Origin of the sequence: Paenibacillus sp. RC334 (genome assembly GCF_030034735.1) — a bacterium.
Classification (GTDB): Bacteria; Bacillota; Bacilli; order Paenibacillales; family Paenibacillaceae; genus Paenibacillus; species Paenibacillus terrae_A.
Map to the genome: position 1 here is coordinate 3,415,992 of NZ_CP125370.1, position 16,895 is coordinate 3,432,886.

General features: G+C 41.8%; 18 protein-coding genes, 2 pseudogenes and 1 riboswitch. Of the genes and pseudogenes, 8 read left to right on the forward strand and 12 right to left on the reverse strand.

Going from position 1 to position 16,895, the window contains the following annotated elements:
• Positions 1 to 265 precede the first annotated feature (265 nt).
• Positions 266 to 1,156 carry a DMT family transporter gene (locus QMK20_RS15695; protein ID WP_283652349.1) on the reverse strand — a complete coding sequence of 297 codons (891 nt, stop codon included), beginning with the start codon at positions 1,154 to 1,156 and terminating at the stop codon, positions 266 to 268.
• A gap of 137 nt (positions 1,157 to 1,293) precedes the next feature.
• Between QMK20_RS15695 and QMK20_RS15700 the strand changes: the two genes are divergently transcribed.
• Positions 1,294 to 1,701, forward strand: coding sequence for a YhjD family protein (locus tag QMK20_RS15700; RefSeq protein ID WP_134913660.1), 408 nt, complete (start codon positions 1,294 to 1,296; stop codon positions 1,699 to 1,701).
• A 6-nt stretch (positions 1,702 to 1,707) separates the two neighbouring features.
• Here QMK20_RS15700 and QMK20_RS15705 read toward each other — a convergent pair whose 3' ends face one another.
• From QMK20_RS15705 to QMK20_RS15720, 4 genes are all read right to left on the reverse strand, one after another.
• Positions 1,708 to 1,995, reverse strand: a complete 288-nt coding sequence (locus QMK20_RS15705; RefSeq protein ID WP_349361858.1) for an amidohydrolase family protein — start codon at positions 1,993 to 1,995, stop codon at positions 1,708 to 1,710.
• Positions 1,958 to 2,242, reverse strand: a complete 285-nt coding sequence (locus QMK20_RS15710) for a hypothetical protein (RefSeq protein ID WP_283656360.1) — start codon at positions 2,240 to 2,242, stop codon at positions 1,958 to 1,960. Before QMK20_RS15710 ends, QMK20_RS15705 begins: the two co-directional genes overlap by 38 nt.
• A 98-nt stretch (positions 2,243 to 2,340) precedes the next feature.
• Entirely contained in the window at positions 2,341 to 2,487 is a 147-nt protein-coding gene (locus QMK20_RS15715; RefSeq protein ID WP_283652350.1) for a class I SAM-dependent methyltransferase, read from the reverse strand.
• Positions 2,477 to 3,007 carry a MerR family transcriptional regulator gene (locus tag QMK20_RS15720; protein WP_283652351.1) on the reverse strand — a complete coding sequence of 177 codons (531 nt, stop codon included), beginning with the start codon at positions 3,005 to 3,007 and terminating at the stop codon, positions 2,477 to 2,479. The genes QMK20_RS15715 and QMK20_RS15720 overlap by 11 nt, the downstream gene beginning before the upstream one ends.
• A gap of 134 nt (positions 3,008 to 3,141) precedes the next feature.
• Here QMK20_RS15720 and QMK20_RS15725 point away from each other — a divergent pair.
• From QMK20_RS15725 to QMK20_RS15735, 3 genes and pseudogenes are all read left to right on the forward strand, one after another.
• Positions 3,142 to 4,669 (forward strand): annotated as a pseudogene (locus tag QMK20_RS15725) (spore germination protein).
• Positions 4,662 to 5,750 (forward strand): GerAB/ArcD/ProY family transporter, encoded by a 1,089-nt coding sequence (locus tag QMK20_RS15730; RefSeq protein WP_283652352.1) that lies wholly within the window; start codon positions 4,662 to 4,664, stop codon positions 5,748 to 5,750. Before QMK20_RS15725 ends, QMK20_RS15730 begins: the two are co-directional and overlap by 8 nt.
• Entirely contained in the window at positions 5,716 to 6,867 is a 1,152-nt protein-coding gene (locus QMK20_RS15735; protein ID WP_283656289.1) for a Ger(x)C family spore germination protein, read from the forward strand. Before QMK20_RS15730 ends, QMK20_RS15735 begins: the two co-directional genes overlap by 35 nt.
• Positions 6,868 to 6,882: 15 nt before the next feature.
• On the opposite strand, the gene QMK20_RS15740 is transcribed toward QMK20_RS15735, so the two are convergent.
• On the reverse strand, positions 6,883 to 9,399 hold the full coding sequence (locus tag QMK20_RS15740; RefSeq protein WP_283652353.1) for a transglycosylase domain-containing protein: 2,517 nt from the start codon (positions 9,397 to 9,399) through the stop codon (positions 6,883 to 6,885).
• A 216-nt stretch (positions 9,400 to 9,615) separates the two neighbouring features.
• Here QMK20_RS15740 and QMK20_RS15745 point away from each other — a divergent pair.
• Positions 9,616 to 10,082: pseudogene (locus QMK20_RS15745) on the forward strand (Y-family DNA polymerase); the annotation flags it as partial.
• 445 nt (positions 10,083 to 10,527) lie between these two features.
• On the opposite strand, the gene QMK20_RS15750 reads toward QMK20_RS15745, so the two are convergent.
• The 4 genes from QMK20_RS15750 to QMK20_RS15765 form a co-directional block, all read right to left on the reverse strand.
• Positions 10,528 to 10,842 (reverse strand): DMT family transporter, encoded by a 315-nt coding sequence (locus QMK20_RS15750; protein WP_044647304.1) that lies wholly within the window; start codon positions 10,840 to 10,842, stop codon positions 10,528 to 10,530.
• Between the two features lie 3 nt (positions 10,843 to 10,845).
• Entirely contained in the window at positions 10,846 to 11,187 is a 342-nt protein-coding gene (locus QMK20_RS15755) for a DMT family transporter (RefSeq protein WP_283652354.1), read from the reverse strand.
• Between the two features lie 96 nt (positions 11,188 to 11,283).
• A riboswitch (guanidine-I (ykkC/yxkD leader) is annotated at positions 11,284 to 11,382 on the reverse strand.
• 178 nt (positions 11,383 to 11,560) lie between these two features.
• Positions 11,561 to 12,079, reverse strand: coding sequence for a spermidine/spermine N(1)-acetyltransferase (gene paiA / locus QMK20_RS15760; RefSeq protein WP_283652355.1), 519 nt, complete (start codon positions 12,077 to 12,079; stop codon positions 11,561 to 11,563).
• 26 nt (positions 12,080 to 12,105) lie between these two features.
• Positions 12,106 to 12,558, reverse strand: coding sequence for a MarR family winged helix-turn-helix transcriptional regulator (locus QMK20_RS15765; protein ID WP_283652356.1), 453 nt, complete (start codon positions 12,556 to 12,558; stop codon positions 12,106 to 12,108).
• A gap of 114 nt (positions 12,559 to 12,672) precedes the next feature.
• On the opposite strand from QMK20_RS15765, the gene QMK20_RS15770 reads away from it, so the two are divergent.
• The 3 genes from QMK20_RS15770 to QMK20_RS15780 all read left to right on the forward strand — a co-directional run bounded on the left by QMK20_RS15770 (position 12,673) and on the right by QMK20_RS15780 (position 15,145).
• Positions 12,673 to 13,317: a YczE/YyaS/YitT family protein gene (locus QMK20_RS15770; protein WP_283652357.1), complete on the forward strand. Its 645-nt coding sequence runs from the start codon at positions 12,673 to 12,675 to the stop codon at positions 13,315 to 13,317.
• A 313-nt stretch (positions 13,318 to 13,630) separates the two neighbouring features.
• On the forward strand, positions 13,631 to 14,545 hold the full coding sequence (locus QMK20_RS15775; protein WP_283652358.1) for a dihydrodipicolinate synthase family protein: 915 nt from the start codon (positions 13,631 to 13,633) through the stop codon (positions 14,543 to 14,545).
• Positions 14,546 to 14,833: 288 nt separating this feature from the next.
• A complete protein-coding gene (locus QMK20_RS15780) occupies positions 14,834 to 15,145 on the forward strand; it encodes an EamA family transporter (protein WP_283652359.1) in 312 nt (103 codons plus the stop codon).
• Between the two features lie 462 nt (positions 15,146 to 15,607).
• Here QMK20_RS15780 and QMK20_RS15785 read toward each other — a convergent pair whose 3' ends face one another.
• Together QMK20_RS15785 and QMK20_RS27710 are read right to left on the reverse strand one after the other, a co-directional pair.
• Positions 15,608 to 16,402: an arylamine N-acetyltransferase family protein gene (locus QMK20_RS15785; RefSeq protein ID WP_283652360.1), complete on the reverse strand. Its 795-nt coding sequence runs from the start codon at positions 16,400 to 16,402 to the stop codon at positions 15,608 to 15,610.
• 166 nt (positions 16,403 to 16,568) lie between these two features.
• Positions 16,569 to 16,808 carry a phosphoribosyl-dephospho-CoA transferase MdcG domain-containing protein gene (locus tag QMK20_RS27710; RefSeq protein WP_404518857.1) on the reverse strand — a complete coding sequence of 80 codons (240 nt, stop codon included), beginning with the start codon at positions 16,806 to 16,808 and terminating at the stop codon, positions 16,569 to 16,571.
• Positions 16,809 to 16,895: the final 87 nt, after the last annotated feature.

The window sequence follows — 16,895 nt, forward strand, 5'->3', positions numbered from 1 at the left end:
CATGGTATCCTGATCCTTTCTTTTGTGGAATAAAACTCCGACATTTCTGTGGTACATGTAATTCTATTATTTATTATACCACACCTTACCACCTGCTAAACAGCTTGCTTTTTATGCCGCACCATATTTTTATTTTATGCGTGAGCATGCTTTATTGTATGTGCGAATAACGGCATTATACCGAAGGTTTGGCGGATGCACATACAATGTACTTATAGCATGGTTAATGTACTTATGGCATGGTTTATGCAGGTTTTCAGTGATACTACCCGGCTAATTTGGCTGTTCTGCGTTGGTTGGCCATAAACACCCCTCCGAGTATAAGGAGCAGCCCGGTCAGAACGTTCCAGCCGATGTGTTCATTCAGAAGCAAAAAGCCCCATACAATAGCGCTCACCGGTACAAAATAAGTCACCGAGGAGGCAAATTCCGGACTTCCCCGCAAAATCATATAATTGAACAATATATACGCTACTCCCGATCCCAAAACCCCCAGCCCTATAAGGGAACCCAACACACCAGGGATGAAGACGACCGACAGATCAGGTCGATCCACCATTGCCGTCATGATGCCGCCCCCTGCCGCCGCACCCAATAGTGTCGCAAAGGTTGCCTGATACATCGACAGATTGGATAAAAACCGCTTGGACAACTGCGTTCCGAAGCCATAGCAGAGAGTCGCAAGCAGCATACATCCAAAGCCGACGGGGTCGACAGAAATAATGGATACAGGATTAATACCCAGTAAAATAACGATTCCTACAAAAGCGAGGCCCATTCCAAACCACTGCATTCGATAAAAGATAGCTCTGAAAAAGACAATTCCGACCAACATGGTCCAGATTGGCGTGGTGGCATTCAATACGGAAGCCATGCTGCTAGCAATTCTGGTCTCGCTAAAACTAATCAAGGCCCATGGCAAAACCATGTTCACTAGAGCTACGAGAATAACCGATTTCCATGGAATACTTCTGAATTCAAATGGCTTGCGCATAAGTAGCATCAACAAAACAATAAAAATGAGGCCAAAGCCGGAACGAAGAAATACAATAGTCCAAGGCCCTACGTGATGGAGCAATAACACCTTGATAAACAAAAATGATCCGCCCCAAATGAGGCTTAGCAGCAATAGCACCGCATATAACGAGCGTGACAATATGTATACCTTCTTTCTTTCCAATAATTGATGATTGCTTTGGCAAAGGAATAATTTCTATGATGAAGTATAAAAAGAACATTTGTTCTGTATGCTGATTATAATTGTATTCCTGCTATGAGTAAAGGAGATTTCTTATGAAAAAGATACTGGACAACAAGAATAAGGCCCCACTGCCTTCCGAGGAAGACGCAGGGCTGATCAAAACTTGTGTACTTCTGACCCTCGTGCTGGATGTGCTGGAGCGGGACATTCGCATTCTGAATGCCTCTGCCTTAAAAATGCCCGATCTGTACGTTCGCAGCCTGACCGGGGTGCAACAGCGTGTAGCTGTTCAATTGGCGGAGACAAAGGCGCGAATGAAAAGGCAAGGAGTTAAAATATACAACGAAACCCGGAATCACGAAGGCGTGGAGGTTCTGTATGTATGCCGTGGCTACCAAAAGCGGTTTTTCATGCTTTCCTCCTTTGCACGCAGCGAGGTTCGACGAGAATTGGGACATTATTTAGGAATTGATGTGACCCAAAGCCACTCGACTGTGTAGTCTCGTTTACAATCCTTGTACGATGCGTTTTCCGCGTACCGTTGCTTGTACGAGCACCTCTTTCTCGTCTATTGTTAGCAACTGTCTTCCGCGCATTAGCACACGCCCATTCACAATGGTCGTATCAACATCCGCGCCGTTTACACTGTAAGCAAGCAGTGACTCTATCTGGTGTATTGGCTGTAAATGCGGCTTTTGCATATCTATCAGAATGATATCTGCCTTTTTCCCCACCTCAAGTGTGCTGGTTTCGTGCTCAAGGTTTAGCAGCTTGGCTCCATTGACTGTAGCCATTTGCAGCGCCTGCGCAGCAGTAAAAGCAGCTGGATTGCCTGTGCTTAGCTTTTGCAGCCATGTCGCTGCCTAAATGCAGTCTCCCTGTAATATGCCAGAAAGCCGCAAAATACCCATGTCTATCGAACCAATCCAGCATGCGGGAGCGTTCTGCACAATATACAGGCAACTCGGACTCCTCGTTATCCGGTGTAGACATGCTTTCCCCCGCTTCCGGTATCTCTGCTGCATCAACCATCAGATCCACGACGCAAATACGTCCGTGTGGTTTAAGCGTGCGTCGCATTTCTGACAGAGAGAGTATTTTTTGTTCATCTGTCAGATGATGCAGGGCATAACTGCTGACTACAAGTCAAAGGTCCCGTCCATATAAGGAATCGACATCAGATTTCCCAGCCTCGTCTCCACCTGCGGGAATTTACTCCGGCAGCGCTTGAGCATTCCATTCGATTGATCCACACCTGCCATACGAATGCCCTTTTCAGCGAACAACCCCGCCAGATTCCCCGTCCCTGTACCTGCGTCCAGACTCACCTGCATTGGCAGCCACACGCTGTACGATAAGACGCAAAGCACGCCTGTACGCGGGATGCCTGCCATTTTCTCCCTCTTCCAGACTCACCCTGATATCATGTACAGCTGCGCGGCTGTCAAAATCCCAACCGTCAAACCAGTCTTCACGCAGCTCCCGCTGACGCTTCAAACCTCCGGCCAACTGAAACATCTCTTCCCACTCCAGCTCGCTGTCACGTCTCAAACGTTCGATCATTTGGTCGGCTGCCTCCAGCCTGCGCTTATGATCCATCCACGTCGTGAACATCACAGAACGTTGCAGCTCCAGCTCATGAAGTGCCTCATCCCTTCTCCCTTGATCCAATCGGTCCAGTATGGATTTGACTTCCTCTACCGACATACCGAATTCACGTAGCGCCATAATCATCCTCAGGCGAACGGCTTCACGCTCTGTAAAATAACGATATCCATTATCCGGGTGCTTAACAGGAGCAATCATCCCTTTCCTCATAGAATCGTATCGTGCGTGTAGATATATGTAATTGAGTCTCTCGTTTTCAGCCTATTCTATTATAAAACATTCACGTTACGTGAGGTGAAACATGATGCGGGATATGGATAGATCGCCAGATCATGGATAAATCCAATCCATTTGGCACACATTATGCTTATCTCATCCAAAAAGAAGGTGTTTCCTTGACTGGACATAACCCAGCTTCCTTTGAACTGAACAAGAATATTTCCTTTATCGAGCAAGCTCTTTTTTATACGGATGATTTAAAAAAACAGGCTATTTCTGTTGACGGGAAAGATGGCATTCTTCTCTATATAGACTCACTCGTGGATCAGGAGATCATTCAGACGCATATTCTGGCCACATTGTATAAGAAAACCGATTCTGGCTCTCATCAAATGTTTACCACCCTGAACAGCCAAAAGGACACCGACCTCCGAAATGCCGCTGATTCGCTTATTGAGGGATACTCCATTTTAATGGTGGATGGCGCAGAAGAATTTTATATCCTTTCCTCCGAAAAAACATACGCCCGTAGTACAGATGAGCCGGAGAACGAGGGAATTATCCCGCGGGCCGCACAATGGATTTATTGAGCAGCTGTCCGTCAATCTGAATCTTATTCGCAAACAAATCATCAGCACATCGCTGATTGTGCGCTACTTTTATGTCGGATCTAAAACCCGGACCAAAGTCGCTATCATGTATATGCAAGACTTGGCCAATCCTGAGCTAGTGGAGGAAGTGGAAAAAAGAATACAAGCCATCTCCTCCGATCTGGTACTGCCTCCCGGTTTTATTCAGGAATTCACGGAGGACAATCCCTTTTCCCTGTTCCCTCAGCAACTCAGCACAGAACGTCCAGATCGGGTAGCCGCTAATTTAATGGAAGGACGAGTAACTATTTTGGCCGAAGGCAGCCCTACTGCCTTAATCGCTCCCGTCTCTTTTTTTGCATTTTATCAAAGCCCGGATGATTATAACGGTCGCTGGATTATTAGTTCCTTTCTGAGAATGATCCGAATGATGAGCTTTCTGATCGCTTTTACACTGCCCGCCGTTTATATTGCAACGATTGCCTTTCACTCAGCCATTCTACCGCTAGAGCTCGCACATACGATCAAAAAATCGTTGGAAAATGTTCCATTTCCCGCCATTGTGGAGGCGATGTTGCTTGAAGTGATTTTTGAGGTGCTACGGGAAGCCGGGATTCGTCTGCCCAGCCGAGTGGGCCAAACAATAGGCATCGTTGGCGGTCTGGTTATCGGGGATGCTATCGTTCGGGCTGGTCTCGTATCATACACCATGATTATTGTCGTTTCGTTAACAGCTATCTCTTCTTTTTTGGTACCTTCCCATGAAATGAGCTCAGCTGTCCGCATTCTCCGTTTTCCAATGATGATTGCTGCAGCCTTGTTCGGATATATTGGCATTGCCTTCGGAATGCTTATTCTCCTTATTCACCTTTGTAAGCTGGAAACATTTGGTTCACCTTATTTTGCTCCTCTGGCACCTTTCCGGCTTGGAGATATGAAGGATGTTTTTATTCGCTTCCCCATTTGGACACTCCAACAGCGGCCGCATGATTCCCGACCCCAAAAAATGAAGCAGCAGAACTACTCTAGGAGCTGGAAACGTCGTGAATAAAGAAAGTACAATTACACAGGGTCAATTGTTTTTTTTGATTATCAAGTTTGAGATTGGCGTGGATATTCTATCACTTCCTTATCAGATGCATTTGTCATCCAAGGGAGGGGGCTGGATATCCGTCATTATTGGAGGCATTTTGATCCAGCTTATCATTTTAATGTGCTGGCTCCTGTTAAGACGTTTTCCCTCCTCCTCCATTTACCAAATCCTCACTCGGATTACTGGTTCCTGGATGGGTAAAATTTTGACGTTGGCTTACATTATGTACTACTTGCTTATGGGAACTTCGGTTCTTGTGAGCGCCTATGACGTCATTAATCGCTGGATGCTGCAAAAAACCCCGCGTTGGGCTATATTGGCTCTGATTCTGTTCAGCAGCATCTATCTAGTTCGCGAAAATTTGAGGACAATTGCCCGAGTGCTTGTTTTAATCTCCTTCCTGATCGTACCGATGATGCTTTTAATCAGTTATGGAATAAAACAGGCCAATCTGCTCTATCTGCTGCCTTTGACTGAGGCTGGATGGCCTCATATTATTATAGGTTCCAAAGAAACGCTTCTAGCCATGTTCGGCTTTGAATTCATCCTCGTGGTCTTTCCCATGGTCGAGGGCAAAAGTAAGGGGAAGCTCAAGTCGCTCCTGCTAGCTAACGGGGTCGTGGTTCTCTTGTATGGTTTTACCATATTAACCTGTACAAGTGTATTTAGCCCCCAGCAGCTTGATTTGATGCCTGAGCCTGTCATTTACCTGCTCAGATCTATTCCGCTGGGAACGATGGACCGGGTTGATTTTATTTTCCTGCCCATCTGGTTAATTTCAATCTTTGGCTCCATAAGCGGTTATTATGCAGCGTCCTATGGACTAGGCTATTTGTTCAAGCAGAAAAACCACAAACAAGCCGTTCCTTTCGTAGTATTCGTCTCATGCATTATTGCCTGCATCCCTCAAAAAAGAGAGGATTTTGAACTCGTCGGTACAATTGCCAACAATTCGGCTTATTTTTTCCTGATTGCACTACCTCTGCTGTTGCTGATTCTATCGTATATATTCAACAAAAAGGAGGAGCCCGGAACATGAAAAAAAGAGGAGAGCACTTGGTATGCTGGCTCTACTCATTTTTATGACTGGCTGCTGGGATCAGGACAGCTTGAAGGATGCCCGGCTGGCAAATGCTTCGGCCTACGATCTTACTCCAGAAGGCATATTGCTGCAAACACTCGAAATTGTAGACGACTCTGGAAATAACCAAGGGAAAAGCACCAATGAAATTCATTCAGGCACCGGAAATTCCGTTCGGCAAAGTACAGACAAAATTCGAGCCAAAGTAACAGGGGATATCCGTTACTTTAAATATGGGGTTACTTTGTATGGCACAAGCTTGGCCCAAAAAGATTTGTATCCATATCTGGATGTCCTGTATCGGGAGCCGGATCATCCAACCTCACATGTAAAGGTAGCTATAGTAGAAGGATCAGCTGGAGAATTAATGAACAAGAAAAGTGTAGGCAGTCTCTTAATCGGCGAATTTATAACGAAAAAAATACGAAGCCTGGAGGAAATGTGCGTATTTCCCGAAGTGACGCTAGAAACACTGCTTCCCCCTATGCTTGATCCAGGACAGGACTTTGTTCTCCCCTATCTCTCCAAAGATGGAGAAGACATCGTAGCACGAGGGATTGCCTTGTTTCACGGACAAAGATTTACAGGAACCCTTAACGACGAGCAAGGGGTGCTTTATGTCCTGATGACCGGGAAATGGAAGGACACAGCGCGCTTTGTAAAAAGGGTTCACTCGGGACCTGCCAGTGATTTGCAAAACTTTATTACCTATCAGGCTCATATTCGGAACATCAAACGCCAGCTTATAGTGAAAGTTGGACGTGATGGTCAAATTGATGTGTACCTCAACCTGAAGCTCCCTGTCGATGTTGTTGAATACGCGCGGGATCATCTTCAGGATAAGGATAATGTCATACGCCTGAACCGTCAGCTTTCGGAAATCATGACCCAGGATGCGGAGGAAATTATCCGTACGCTTCAAAAAAGCGGTTGTGATGCCTTTGGCATCGGCAGACAATTGATTGCCCATCACCCGACCTTGTGGAAAAGTCTGGAGTGGAATAAAGAGTACCCTAATGTTCGTTTTCACCCACAGATCACCGTTAATATTGTCGGGAACGGCATTTTGAATTAGGCCGCTCCCTTTTGTTTAGTTTTCCGGCTGATCAGGTGTTTCGTTATGAATAGCTTCGCTGGGTTTATTTTCTGGAGCTTCATTCTGGGTTTCTGGTTCAGAAGGAGGCTCCTGCTTATTTTCAACAGATGGCTGCGAACTATCTGCTGGCGGCAAATCATTACTCTCACCATTTGTATCTATTTCTGTGTCAGGATCAGAAGGTACTGTTTCTTCTGGTAGAATCTCCTTCTGATCCGTTGCAGGTTCTTGTTTCTCCGGAGTTGCTTTATCCTTTGTATCCGATTTGGACGGTACGACAGGTATGGATGAACGTGTTCGTTGCTCCCTCCCAACTTCCGTTGGCACGTATTTTTGGTTAAACCAGTCTGTCACAAGTTGACCGGATTGACGGGAATAACTTCCCGGCAGCTTACCTGTAAGACTGGAGACCGTAACTTTTACAACACCTTCTGGCTGTGTAAAATGCTTATTTTTGAAAAGCTGGGGCTGATCCTTGACCGCCTCGTTCATGATAAGCGCCCACACCGATTGTGCTCTGGAGTGCCCTTCTTGAGATAGCGTGTTAACCTGTTGACGGTAACCTGCCCAGACGCCAAGTGTAACATCCGGGGTATAGCCCATGAACCATACATCGCCAAAGTTTTGTGTCGTACCGGTCTTGCCAGCAATATCAATGGTACCATAGCTTTTAAAAGCATTTTGCATACGTTTGCCTGTACCCCTAGGGTCCGATATAACCGTTTTGAGCATATCTGTCATCAAAAACGCGGTTTGCTTGGAATATACACGCTTCGCCTGCGGTTTGAATTGATATACGATCTTGCCGTCGGCATCCGTAATTTTACTGATCAAATGGGGTTCATTGTATACGCCCATATTGGGAATCGTACCATATGCCGCTGTCAGTTCCTTGACAGATACTCCCTTACTCAGCCCACCCAGAACGCCTGTCTGAGCATGTTCATCCTGCGGCTGAATTGTTGTAACCCCAAGGGAACGCACAAAATTCCAGGCATTTGGAATTTTAACTTCATATAAAAACAATCTCAGCGCAGGAATGTTGATCGATCGATTGAGTGCTTCGCGGGCTGTCATCAGTCCTTCGTACCGTCTGTTATAATTTTTAGGGATATGATAGCCTTTACGTCCGTCTTTCAATACAATTTGCGAATCATCAATAAGACCAGCAGGCTGAGTGTAGCCTTTTTCCAAAGCAGGCAAATAAGCTGCAATAGGCTTCATGGCAGAACCGGGCTGACGCGTCATCTGGGTTGCATAGTTCATTTGCTCAGTATTAAAGTCCCTGCCCTCGATCATACCGAGTATAGCCCCCGTTTTATGATCAATCATGATGGCAGCAATCTGTTCCAGTCCCTTCTGCTTACTGTATGGAGAAAAGTTTTGCGGATTGGCTGCAATCTGTCTCATATCGTTATAAACTTTCTTATTTATCGTTGTATAAATCCGATAACCGGACCGTTGCAGCTCTTCCCGTGTATTTTGAAGGAGTTCAGCATGCTCAGGTTTGGAAATCTCAGCTGTTGTAAGATCCGGATTTTCCTGGAGCGCCAACAACCGAGTGGCCTCCCGCTCCGTCTCCAGCATCAAATAAGGGAATGTATTGTAGCTTTTCTCGCGATGTGGTGCAAGAGTAGCTTTAATATCAAAATGAAGTCCCTCGTTATATTCCGTTCGTGTGATTTTACCTGTTGCCAGCATTCTTCCCAGCACGACATGCTGGCGCTCGATAGCTTTGTTGAAGCCCTCTTCATCAAACTTCCCTTTACCGTCAAAAGCTGAATAAACAGATGGTAATTGTGGAAGACCGGCCAAATAAGCCGCTTGAGCAATATGAAGCTTATGTAGATCACTTACATTAAAAATCCCTAACGAAGCCGACTTGATCCCGTACAAATTGTAACCTGCGGAGCCATTGCCAAACGGCATTTTGTTTAAGTATGCCGTTAATATTTTATCCTTGCTCATAAAACGCTCCATACGCAGTGCGAGCAGCATTTCCTTTACCTTGCGGCTGTCCGTCTTATCCAGACTGAGGAAAACTCGCCGGGCTACCTGCTGTGTCAGTGTGCTGCCGCCTGTTTGGCGATTTTCGTTCAGAAGCTTCTGTTTGACGGCGCGAGCCGTCCCTTTTAGATCAACACCCTGATGCTCATAAAATTGGCTGTCTTCTGTTGAAATAAGGGCATCTACAATGGATTGGGGAACATCCTTCAGATCCACGAGCTGCCGATCCTCCTCCATGCGCATTCGTCCAACCGGGGTTACCTGGTCATTAAAAAATACAAAGCTGGTCAGAGCGTTCTCGTTTACCTTTTCATATATCAACTGGCGTGATCGTACAGGTTCATCATGAACCAGCGCTGCCACATAACCGGATATAAGACCTCCCGCAAATAGGATCCCAAGTACGCCCGCTAGCGAGAACCACTTGATATTAATCAGCAAAACTCTGCCAAAAATACGCCACCTGCTGCGTTTTTGAGATGATGGTCGACGTTTTGGGTTCATAAAAATGGTTTTCTCCCCTCAATATGCATTCATTTCCACATGCTTTCGTTCAAGATAATATAATACGCCATGTTAGGTTTTCCGTAAACTATAACGTTCCAGAAAATACATTTGGATTAAGAACACTTGTTCTGTATATAATACTACTATATGAATTTACATTCAAGAATATTTTGGAAAGACGATCAGCATACATCTGGAGAGGAGGTTGTAACATTGAACAAACGCGGAAAAAAAACTATATTTTTAGCAGACTGCCAAAGCTTTTATACCAGCATTGGAAAGGCCGACAATCCCGAATACCACCATAAGCCGCTAGTTGTTGCTGGTGACCCTTCGCTGCGTTCGGGCATTATCTTGGCTGCGTGTCCACTTGCTAAAAAATACGCTATATCTACAGCAGAGCGTTTGGGGGAAGCGATAAAAAAATGTCCTGACCTTACCATTGTACGCCCGCGCATGCAGCATTATATCGACGTCTCATTAAAAATAACAGAAATTTATAACGAGTATACGGATTTGGTTGAGGTTTTCAGTATTGATGAGCAGTTTTTAGACATAACGGAAGCCTCTCCCTGTTCGGAGATCCAGTGAGTATCGCAAGTGAAATTCAACAAAAAGTAATGGCACAGACAGGGGTATGGATTCGCATCGGCATCAGTTCCAATAAAATGCTCGCTAAAATGGTATTTAGACAAACTAAATTTCTTGTACATAATTATAGAATCCTGTAGGAACAAGATATTTAACGAATAAAAGTGATGTACAGTATTCAATTGCTTTGTTTATTGTCTTCTGAAAAAGTTTTAGATTAAAAGATTAAGTTATAGACTAGGAAAATAAAGTATTCGACTGGTCCTAGAATGAGGGCTAACATGTCTGATAACAATTCACTAACTTTACCTCTAATTTCTAAATATTGTAGAGGTCTTTATGTTTATTAAACTGTTAGATAAGGAGTATAAATCCATTTTTTAAGTCTGTTGAAATTCAAATCAGTATCCTATTCCAGAAGGATCTAAAGTGGTTTCTAGCAACCATACAGCAAACCATGTCGTTATAGTCCATAAGCATTCAGATAGTTTGCTGCTATTCTAAAATAACGAATTTATCTAATACCATCATTATTCAGCTTACCAGCTTTAGACCAACTGCTGAACCAAGTACCATCGCAATGAACAAAATTCTCGCAGTATTACGTGGTTCACCATAAAAGATCATACCCAATATGGCCCCGCCCGAAGCTCCAATACCGGTCCAGACGGCATAGGCTGTTCCCATTGGTAGTGCTTCCATGGCCAGGTTAAGAAAGAAAAAGCTCAATCCAAAGCCTCCAAGCAAGTAGAAAATGGACAGGAAATTCCGGTCTTTATGGAGCTTATTAATCATGAGAACTCCAATCATCTCAAATACGCCTGCCAAAATTAGTAATACCCAGTTCATACGTCAGTGCACCTCTTTTCCTTGTTTCTTCTCTTTGCTCTGTATTTTGAGTCCTACAACTCCGAACAGAAGTAGCCCGATCAACATCAATTTAGATCCCTGTACTTCAGCACCAAACAACAAAATATCTGCCAATACAGTACCAGCCGTTCCCAAACCGACAAACACTGCATATACTGTTCCTACTGGAAGCGTACGGGAAGCCATAATCATGAGTATGAAACTTACAAAAATGGCGACTAAAGTCCCTCCCCACTCTAACCATCCACTAGCATGTTTCAGGCCGATAACCCATCCGACTTCAAATAATGCCGCAATTACAACAGATAACCATGTCTTGTTCATTCTGTGCTTCCTCCTTTTTGATAACGCTGCAAATGTAGTATGGGTTTAAAGCAGCAATTGAAAAAAAGCCTGAGATCATACTGCATACAGCAGTTTTTCTCCCAGGCTTTTATCCCTCCGTGACACAGTACGACGACTGTGAGTTTTCTCTCGGACCAGCCGATATTATATCGCGGAACCCTAGAAAACATTTTTGAATTCAATTATGGCTAATATTATACACATAAGTAAACAAATTACAATATAAAATAATAAAGATTCGGATATTATCAGGTAGTGCTTGCTAAGTAAGCTGTCGAATGTTAAAAAGGAGTAGACCCGAACCCTTGCTCAATATCACAGTTTTATTACTGGAAAGATGCATTTACTAAACCTATATCATTGTTTTGGTCATTATGAAATCAATTTGCTCTTCATCACCCATATAAAAAGAGTGTGCACCCGTTTGAACAAACCCCATCTTCTTATAAAAAGCAATAGCGTTTTCATTTTTTTCCCATACACCGAGCCAGATTTTCTTTTTATTTTGTTCCATTGCAATTTCCATAGCTTTATTTAGCAGATATTTACCAAGCCCATGTTTTTGATATTTGTTTTTTATATAAATCCTCTCAATTTCGAGTGACTCATCACCCATTTTTTCGGATTGGGCCTCATTCATATTTACCTTTAAATATCCAGCAAGTTCTTCATTGAAACAGATGAAAAAGATTTCTGAAGAGACATTGGACAATTCCTTATCCAACTGTTTAGAGTTAAATGCTCTTTCCAGATAGGTTTGCATATTTTCAGGTGAATTCTGTTCTTTAAATGTATCGTTGAATGTTTCAATACTTATTTCTTGGAGTATTTGTAAATCTTCACGGCTGCACTTTATTATTTTTACAGTCATTTTAATGCATCGCTCCTTCTTATAAATCAATAATTTCTCTTGTTCCCCTTTTTCACAAATTCCCAGTCATCCCCTATATTTTCTCTTACTCTTTGAAGAAGATTGAAAATGGTTTCTACTTCTCTTTCCGAAAATCCCTCTAATGCAACGTTATTGGAATGATCATTTTCTCTTTTTATAAATGGATAAACATTGTTCCCTTTCTCAGTTGGAAAGAGTTTTTTAATTTTTTTGTTATGTGTATCTTCTTTCTTTTCAATAAAGCCATTAATTTCAAGTTTTTTTATAGCACGAGATGCTGTTGTTCGATCTACCTTTATCATCTCAGCTAACTTTTCTTGAATAATTCCGGGGTTTTCACATATTCGCACAATGTACAAATACTGCCCTTTTGTAAGGTCATATTCTTTAAATTCTATATTACTTATAGAATCTAATGCCCTTGCTATCATTCCAATTTCACGAAGTACTTCCTTCATAATTAACTCCTTTGCACCTATTTTGTTGCAAACGCAATAAAAATGGTATATATTAAATTTACCCTAATTTTGTTGCATTTGCAACATGAAATTATGATAAAGAGGTCGAGTACAGTGAAATATGTTTTTTTTGTATTAGGAATTTTTATATTATCCCTTGGAATTTCGTTCACTATACAATCAGACCTTGGGACTTCACCTTTTGATGCACTTTTGGTAGGACTGTCCATAAATGTGGGGCTTACTGTGGGAAGTTGGGAAATAATAATAGCTTTAATATTGATATGTTGTAATTCACTTTTAAAAAGACAAAGACCAGAATTTTTAGGGTTGTTAACAGCATTTATAACGGGTATTGGTATTGATATGTGGCTTTTTTTATTGCACAATTTGATAACACCTGAACTATGGTACAGCAAAGTTGTTTGTTTTGGAATTGGTTTAGTTCTTGTAGGATTAGGAACTGCAACATATTTACAGACAAATTTCGCACCCATTCCAGTTGACCGATTAACATTAATCATACAAGAATTAACTAGAACAAATCTATTTTTTTCGAGAACATTCATTTACCTCATATTCTTGATAATAGCAGTTATTTTAAATGGACCCATTGGCGTTGGAACTTTGTTAACCGTTTGTTTAGGGGGGCTAATACTCAATTACTTTATGCCATTTACTGAAAAGGTACTTGACCGCATACTAACACACTCTGGTACATCACCAAATCATGATAAAGATAAAAAGCATTCTATATAGAATGCTTTTTATCTTTCTTGTTCAACTAACCTGATCCGTTAAAAGATGTAATAACATCCGTTGATTTCGATACAGAATTGTATTTTGTACTTAGTTCCAGACCTACGGCCGAGGAAATTTCTTACGTATTGAACCTCATTTTTTTCCAAGTTGACACTGAAGCTTGATGCTCATATTTCTTTGTTTCGATCTTAAGTTTCTCTAGAAGAATTGGTACTGTTATTTGTCTCTCAATTGGTACTTTAATTGTGTCTAATTCATTTTTATAATGTGTTTGTATTTTGAAGGTCAATTAATAAAGGAGTGTAGCATTATGTTCTGTGGATTATCTGCTTTTCCACTCACCCCAGTTAACGAGACAGGTATTAACGAAAAAGCATTTGTAACACTGATTCAACAATTAGTTGCAGCTGGTGTAGACTCAATTGGTGCATTGGGTTCAACTGGAAATTATGCATATCTTAATCGAGAAGAACGTTTACGTGTTCTTCGACTTGCTGTCCATTCAGCTGAGGGGATTCCCGTGATGACAAGCATAAGTGCGATTCGTACTTCTGAAGTACTTCGATTAGCGGAAGATGCACAAAGAGCAGGAGCAAGCGCAGTGCTGCTAGCCCCTATCTCCTATCAAACACTAACTAATGACGAAGTATTTTTACTCTATGAACAGGTGACGAATTCACTCTCCATTCCACTTTGTGTATATGATAATCCGAGTACCTCACATTTTCATTTCAGCGATGAGTTGCACGGTCGAATTGCTGAGCTACCTAACGTTAGTTCTATCAAGATTCCTGGAGTACCTTCTGATCCTGAAGCAGCCAAGACACGCATTAGAAAACTGCGAACGGCCATTCCTCCCCATGTAACTATAGGAGTAAGTGGAGATTCATTTGCAGTCACTGGCTTGAATGCAGGCTGTGAAGCATGGTACTCAGTTCTCGGTGGTTTGTTTCCAAATGTGTGCCTAAAAATGACCCGTTTGGCCCAGGCCGGTTTTGCTGACGAAGCGAAACGACTCTCGGCACTACTTGAACCGATTTGGACGTTATTTCATCAATATGGTAGCCTTCGTGTTATTTCAGCAGCAGCAGAAATAAGTGGCTTGATCTCAAGTCCCAGTCTTCCTTTACCCTTACAACCATTGAATCAATCAGCTAGAGAACACTTGGAATTCATACTAAAGGATATTCAGACTACAGAAACATCCTGTTCCCCATTCGGCTAATACCTTTTCGAAGGGGAGACTACTAAGCACGTTTGCTGTGAAATTTTTCTTTATGAGTGTTGGAGGAACAACAGATGTGGTTCACATTTGCAATTGGCGCTGCTTTTTTCTTTGGCTTACATGGTATCTTCTATCAATGGACGTCTCAACGGTCTATTGATCGGAATCTGTTGTTTGTTGGGGTGTATGTATCCAGTACAATCCTGGCATTAATTATGAATAATGTACGCAAATCAAACTTGGAGTTACAAGGCCTGGCTCGGCTTATTAATGGGTATTTTTTCTTTTATGGCCAATACGTTCTTATACAAAGGTTATGCTGTTGGTAGAGCTTCAGTCATAGCATTTTTTTCGGGACTAACGCCTATGCTTGTTGTCCTGCTAGCTGCTTTGCTTTGGCAAAAGACGCTTACTTTAGTGCAGCTAGTCGGATTCTGCATCATTATCCTCTCTCTAATCGTCGTTAGATACCAGCGAGATCTGCAAGTAGACAGTATCAAGGCTGGCAATGGGGCATACTGGCCATCTTGTTTTATAGCTTCACAGACCTTTCCTCAAAACAAGCTTTACTTTACGGAGTATCTATTTTTCCTGTTTTGACAATTATGTTCATGACAAGTAGCATATTATTTGCTGGAGCATACTTTGTAATTAAGATTAGACAAGATCCTTCTTCAACAGATATAACTTTTAATGAAGCAAAACAATTCGGAGCATAAAATGGAGTTAATCCATCTTGTACTCTTCCCTTAATATATAATGTGCGTAATCAACCTAAATTACAGTTTCTAAAAGCTTGCTATTGTATTTGCTACGCAGGCAAATCACATCGAAACCCAGCATATTTTTCATTCAATGAAGCTCTATTCCCTCTGACTAGTACTCCTCTATGGTTTTTCAAACTACATACATTTGTGCTCAACCGAGAAAGCTTGCTACCTGTATTCAGTCTAGCCACTGATCAATTGACGAACCGAGTCAGTATATCCATAACACGCGTAACCATGGCAGCTAGTAGCATTATTACGTGCTATTTGTCATCTAATCCAATCCGTGGATTTCTTAGAGGCAGGAGTTAAACAAGCCGAAATGGTGTTTTGCAATACTACAAAACATTTCTTTATCTATTATCTCTGTTTTTTTCATTTCTCCATTCACCCATTCAGTGAACGAAGTATCTGTTAATGTTAAGTTTCCGTTATCGGTGAATTTAGTGACTATCGGTCTCTTATTAAAGTTCGATCCAAGATGTTCAACGGTGAGCTTTTGAACTTCATTTAACTCAGTTATATCCTGTATGGCGTTTTTGGAATCAAAAGCATAACCAATCTTCCAATCAGTATCCTTGTACCTCATTTTCATACAAAAAATAAAATCCCCATACCCACTGCTTACATTTATTACTTTGAATTCCCCATTTTCAGAAGTCACCTTATCTCCATTTAAAGGAACAATCTTTAATGGTGAATACCCTCCAAACCCAACATCGACGAGGTACAACTTATCGTTATGATTGATTATAATAGCAACATGTGTTTTTCCTATCGCACTCCAGCTTCGATTAGTATAGTCGTACCTCATACAGCGAATTAGCTTTGCATTATACCCATTTTCACTCAAAAAGAAATAAAATAATGAATTTAATTCATAGCAAAGTCCACCTTCATTGCGTTCGATTATTTTTTTTAATAGATTTTCAGGTGTTATTTCACTCGACGAACTGTTTATAATACTTAAATTCTCAAATGGAATTGTTTTTGCTGTTTTTTCAATAATAGTATTTAAATCTTCAAGTTCTAATTTATTGTCCCAACTTATTCCTAATCTATTACACAATAATTTATTTAGGTTTAACATATTGGTTCATTCCTCCATAATTAGTATCGAAACCAGTGCATTTCAAAGCAAGACACCTCTTCCGGGGTGAAATGTAGACATTGAGTCTATCATTTGCTAGCAAAGAGATGTGTTGGATATCGTACGGAATTAAAACTTCATTCGTGGTCGGTTAAAGAAAATACTATTAACGGATACGATAAAGTGTTGATTTAATTCTCCCATATGTCTTGTGCATCAACAAGTAGAGGTCCGTTCGCGACCTTAACAAAATGTCTTCTCTTACATGTGCGTATTCCTTTAACGAGAGTGCACACTTAGGAGTTTCCAGTTGTACATCCACTCTTGTAGGCATCGTCATCAACTCTTTTACGATTGTTTCTGCAATGTCAAAAGACAAAGGAAGCTCCGTTTTTGGTTTATCCACTCTAGTTAAAGCTGTAAAATTCGTAATATCTTAATCCTTTTCTTCGTTAGCAACAGAACTATCTACTAAAAACTAAAAAACAACCAG

Excerpts from the sequence above, each read along its gene's own strand:
- QMK20_RS15700 (WP_134913660.1), top strand. The coding sequence starts at position 1,294 with ATGAAAAAGATACTGGACAACAAGAATAAGGCCCCACTGCCTTCCGAG.
- QMK20_RS15705 (WP_349361858.1), bottom strand. The coding sequence starts at position 1,995 with ATGGCTACAGTCAATGGAGCCAAGCTGCTAAACCTTGAGCACGAAACC.
- QMK20_RS15720 (WP_283652351.1), bottom strand. The coding sequence starts at position 3,007 with ATGATTGCTCCTGTTAAGCACCCGGATAATGGATATCGTTATTTTACA.
- QMK20_RS15740 (WP_283652353.1), bottom strand. The coding sequence starts at position 9,399 with ATGAACCCAAAACGTCGACCATCATCTCAAAAACGCAGCAGGTGGCGT.
- QMK20_RS15750 (WP_044647304.1), bottom strand. The coding sequence starts at position 10,842 with ATGAACTGGGTATTACTAATTTTGGCAGGCGTATTTGAGATGATTGGA.
- QMK20_RS15755 (WP_283652354.1), bottom strand. The coding sequence starts at position 11,187 with ATGAACAAGACATGGTTATCTGTTGTAATTGCGGCATTATTTGAAGTC.
- paiA (WP_283652355.1), bottom strand. The coding sequence starts at position 12,079 with ATGACTGTAAAAATAATAAAGTGCAGCCGTGAAGATTTACAAATACTC.
- QMK20_RS15765 (WP_283652356.1), bottom strand. The coding sequence starts at position 12,558 with ATGAAGGAAGTACTTCGTGAAATTGGAATGATAGCAAGGGCATTAGAT.
- QMK20_RS15775 (WP_283652358.1), top strand. The coding sequence starts at position 13,631 with ATGTTCTGTGGATTATCTGCTTTTCCACTCACCCCAGTTAACGAGACA.
- QMK20_RS15780 (WP_283652359.1), top strand. The coding sequence starts at position 14,834 with ATGGCCAATACGTTCTTATACAAAGGTTATGCTGTTGGTAGAGCTTCA.
- QMK20_RS15785 (WP_283652360.1), bottom strand. The coding sequence starts at position 16,402 with ATGTTAAACCTAAATAAATTATTGTGTAATAGATTAGGAATAAGTTGG.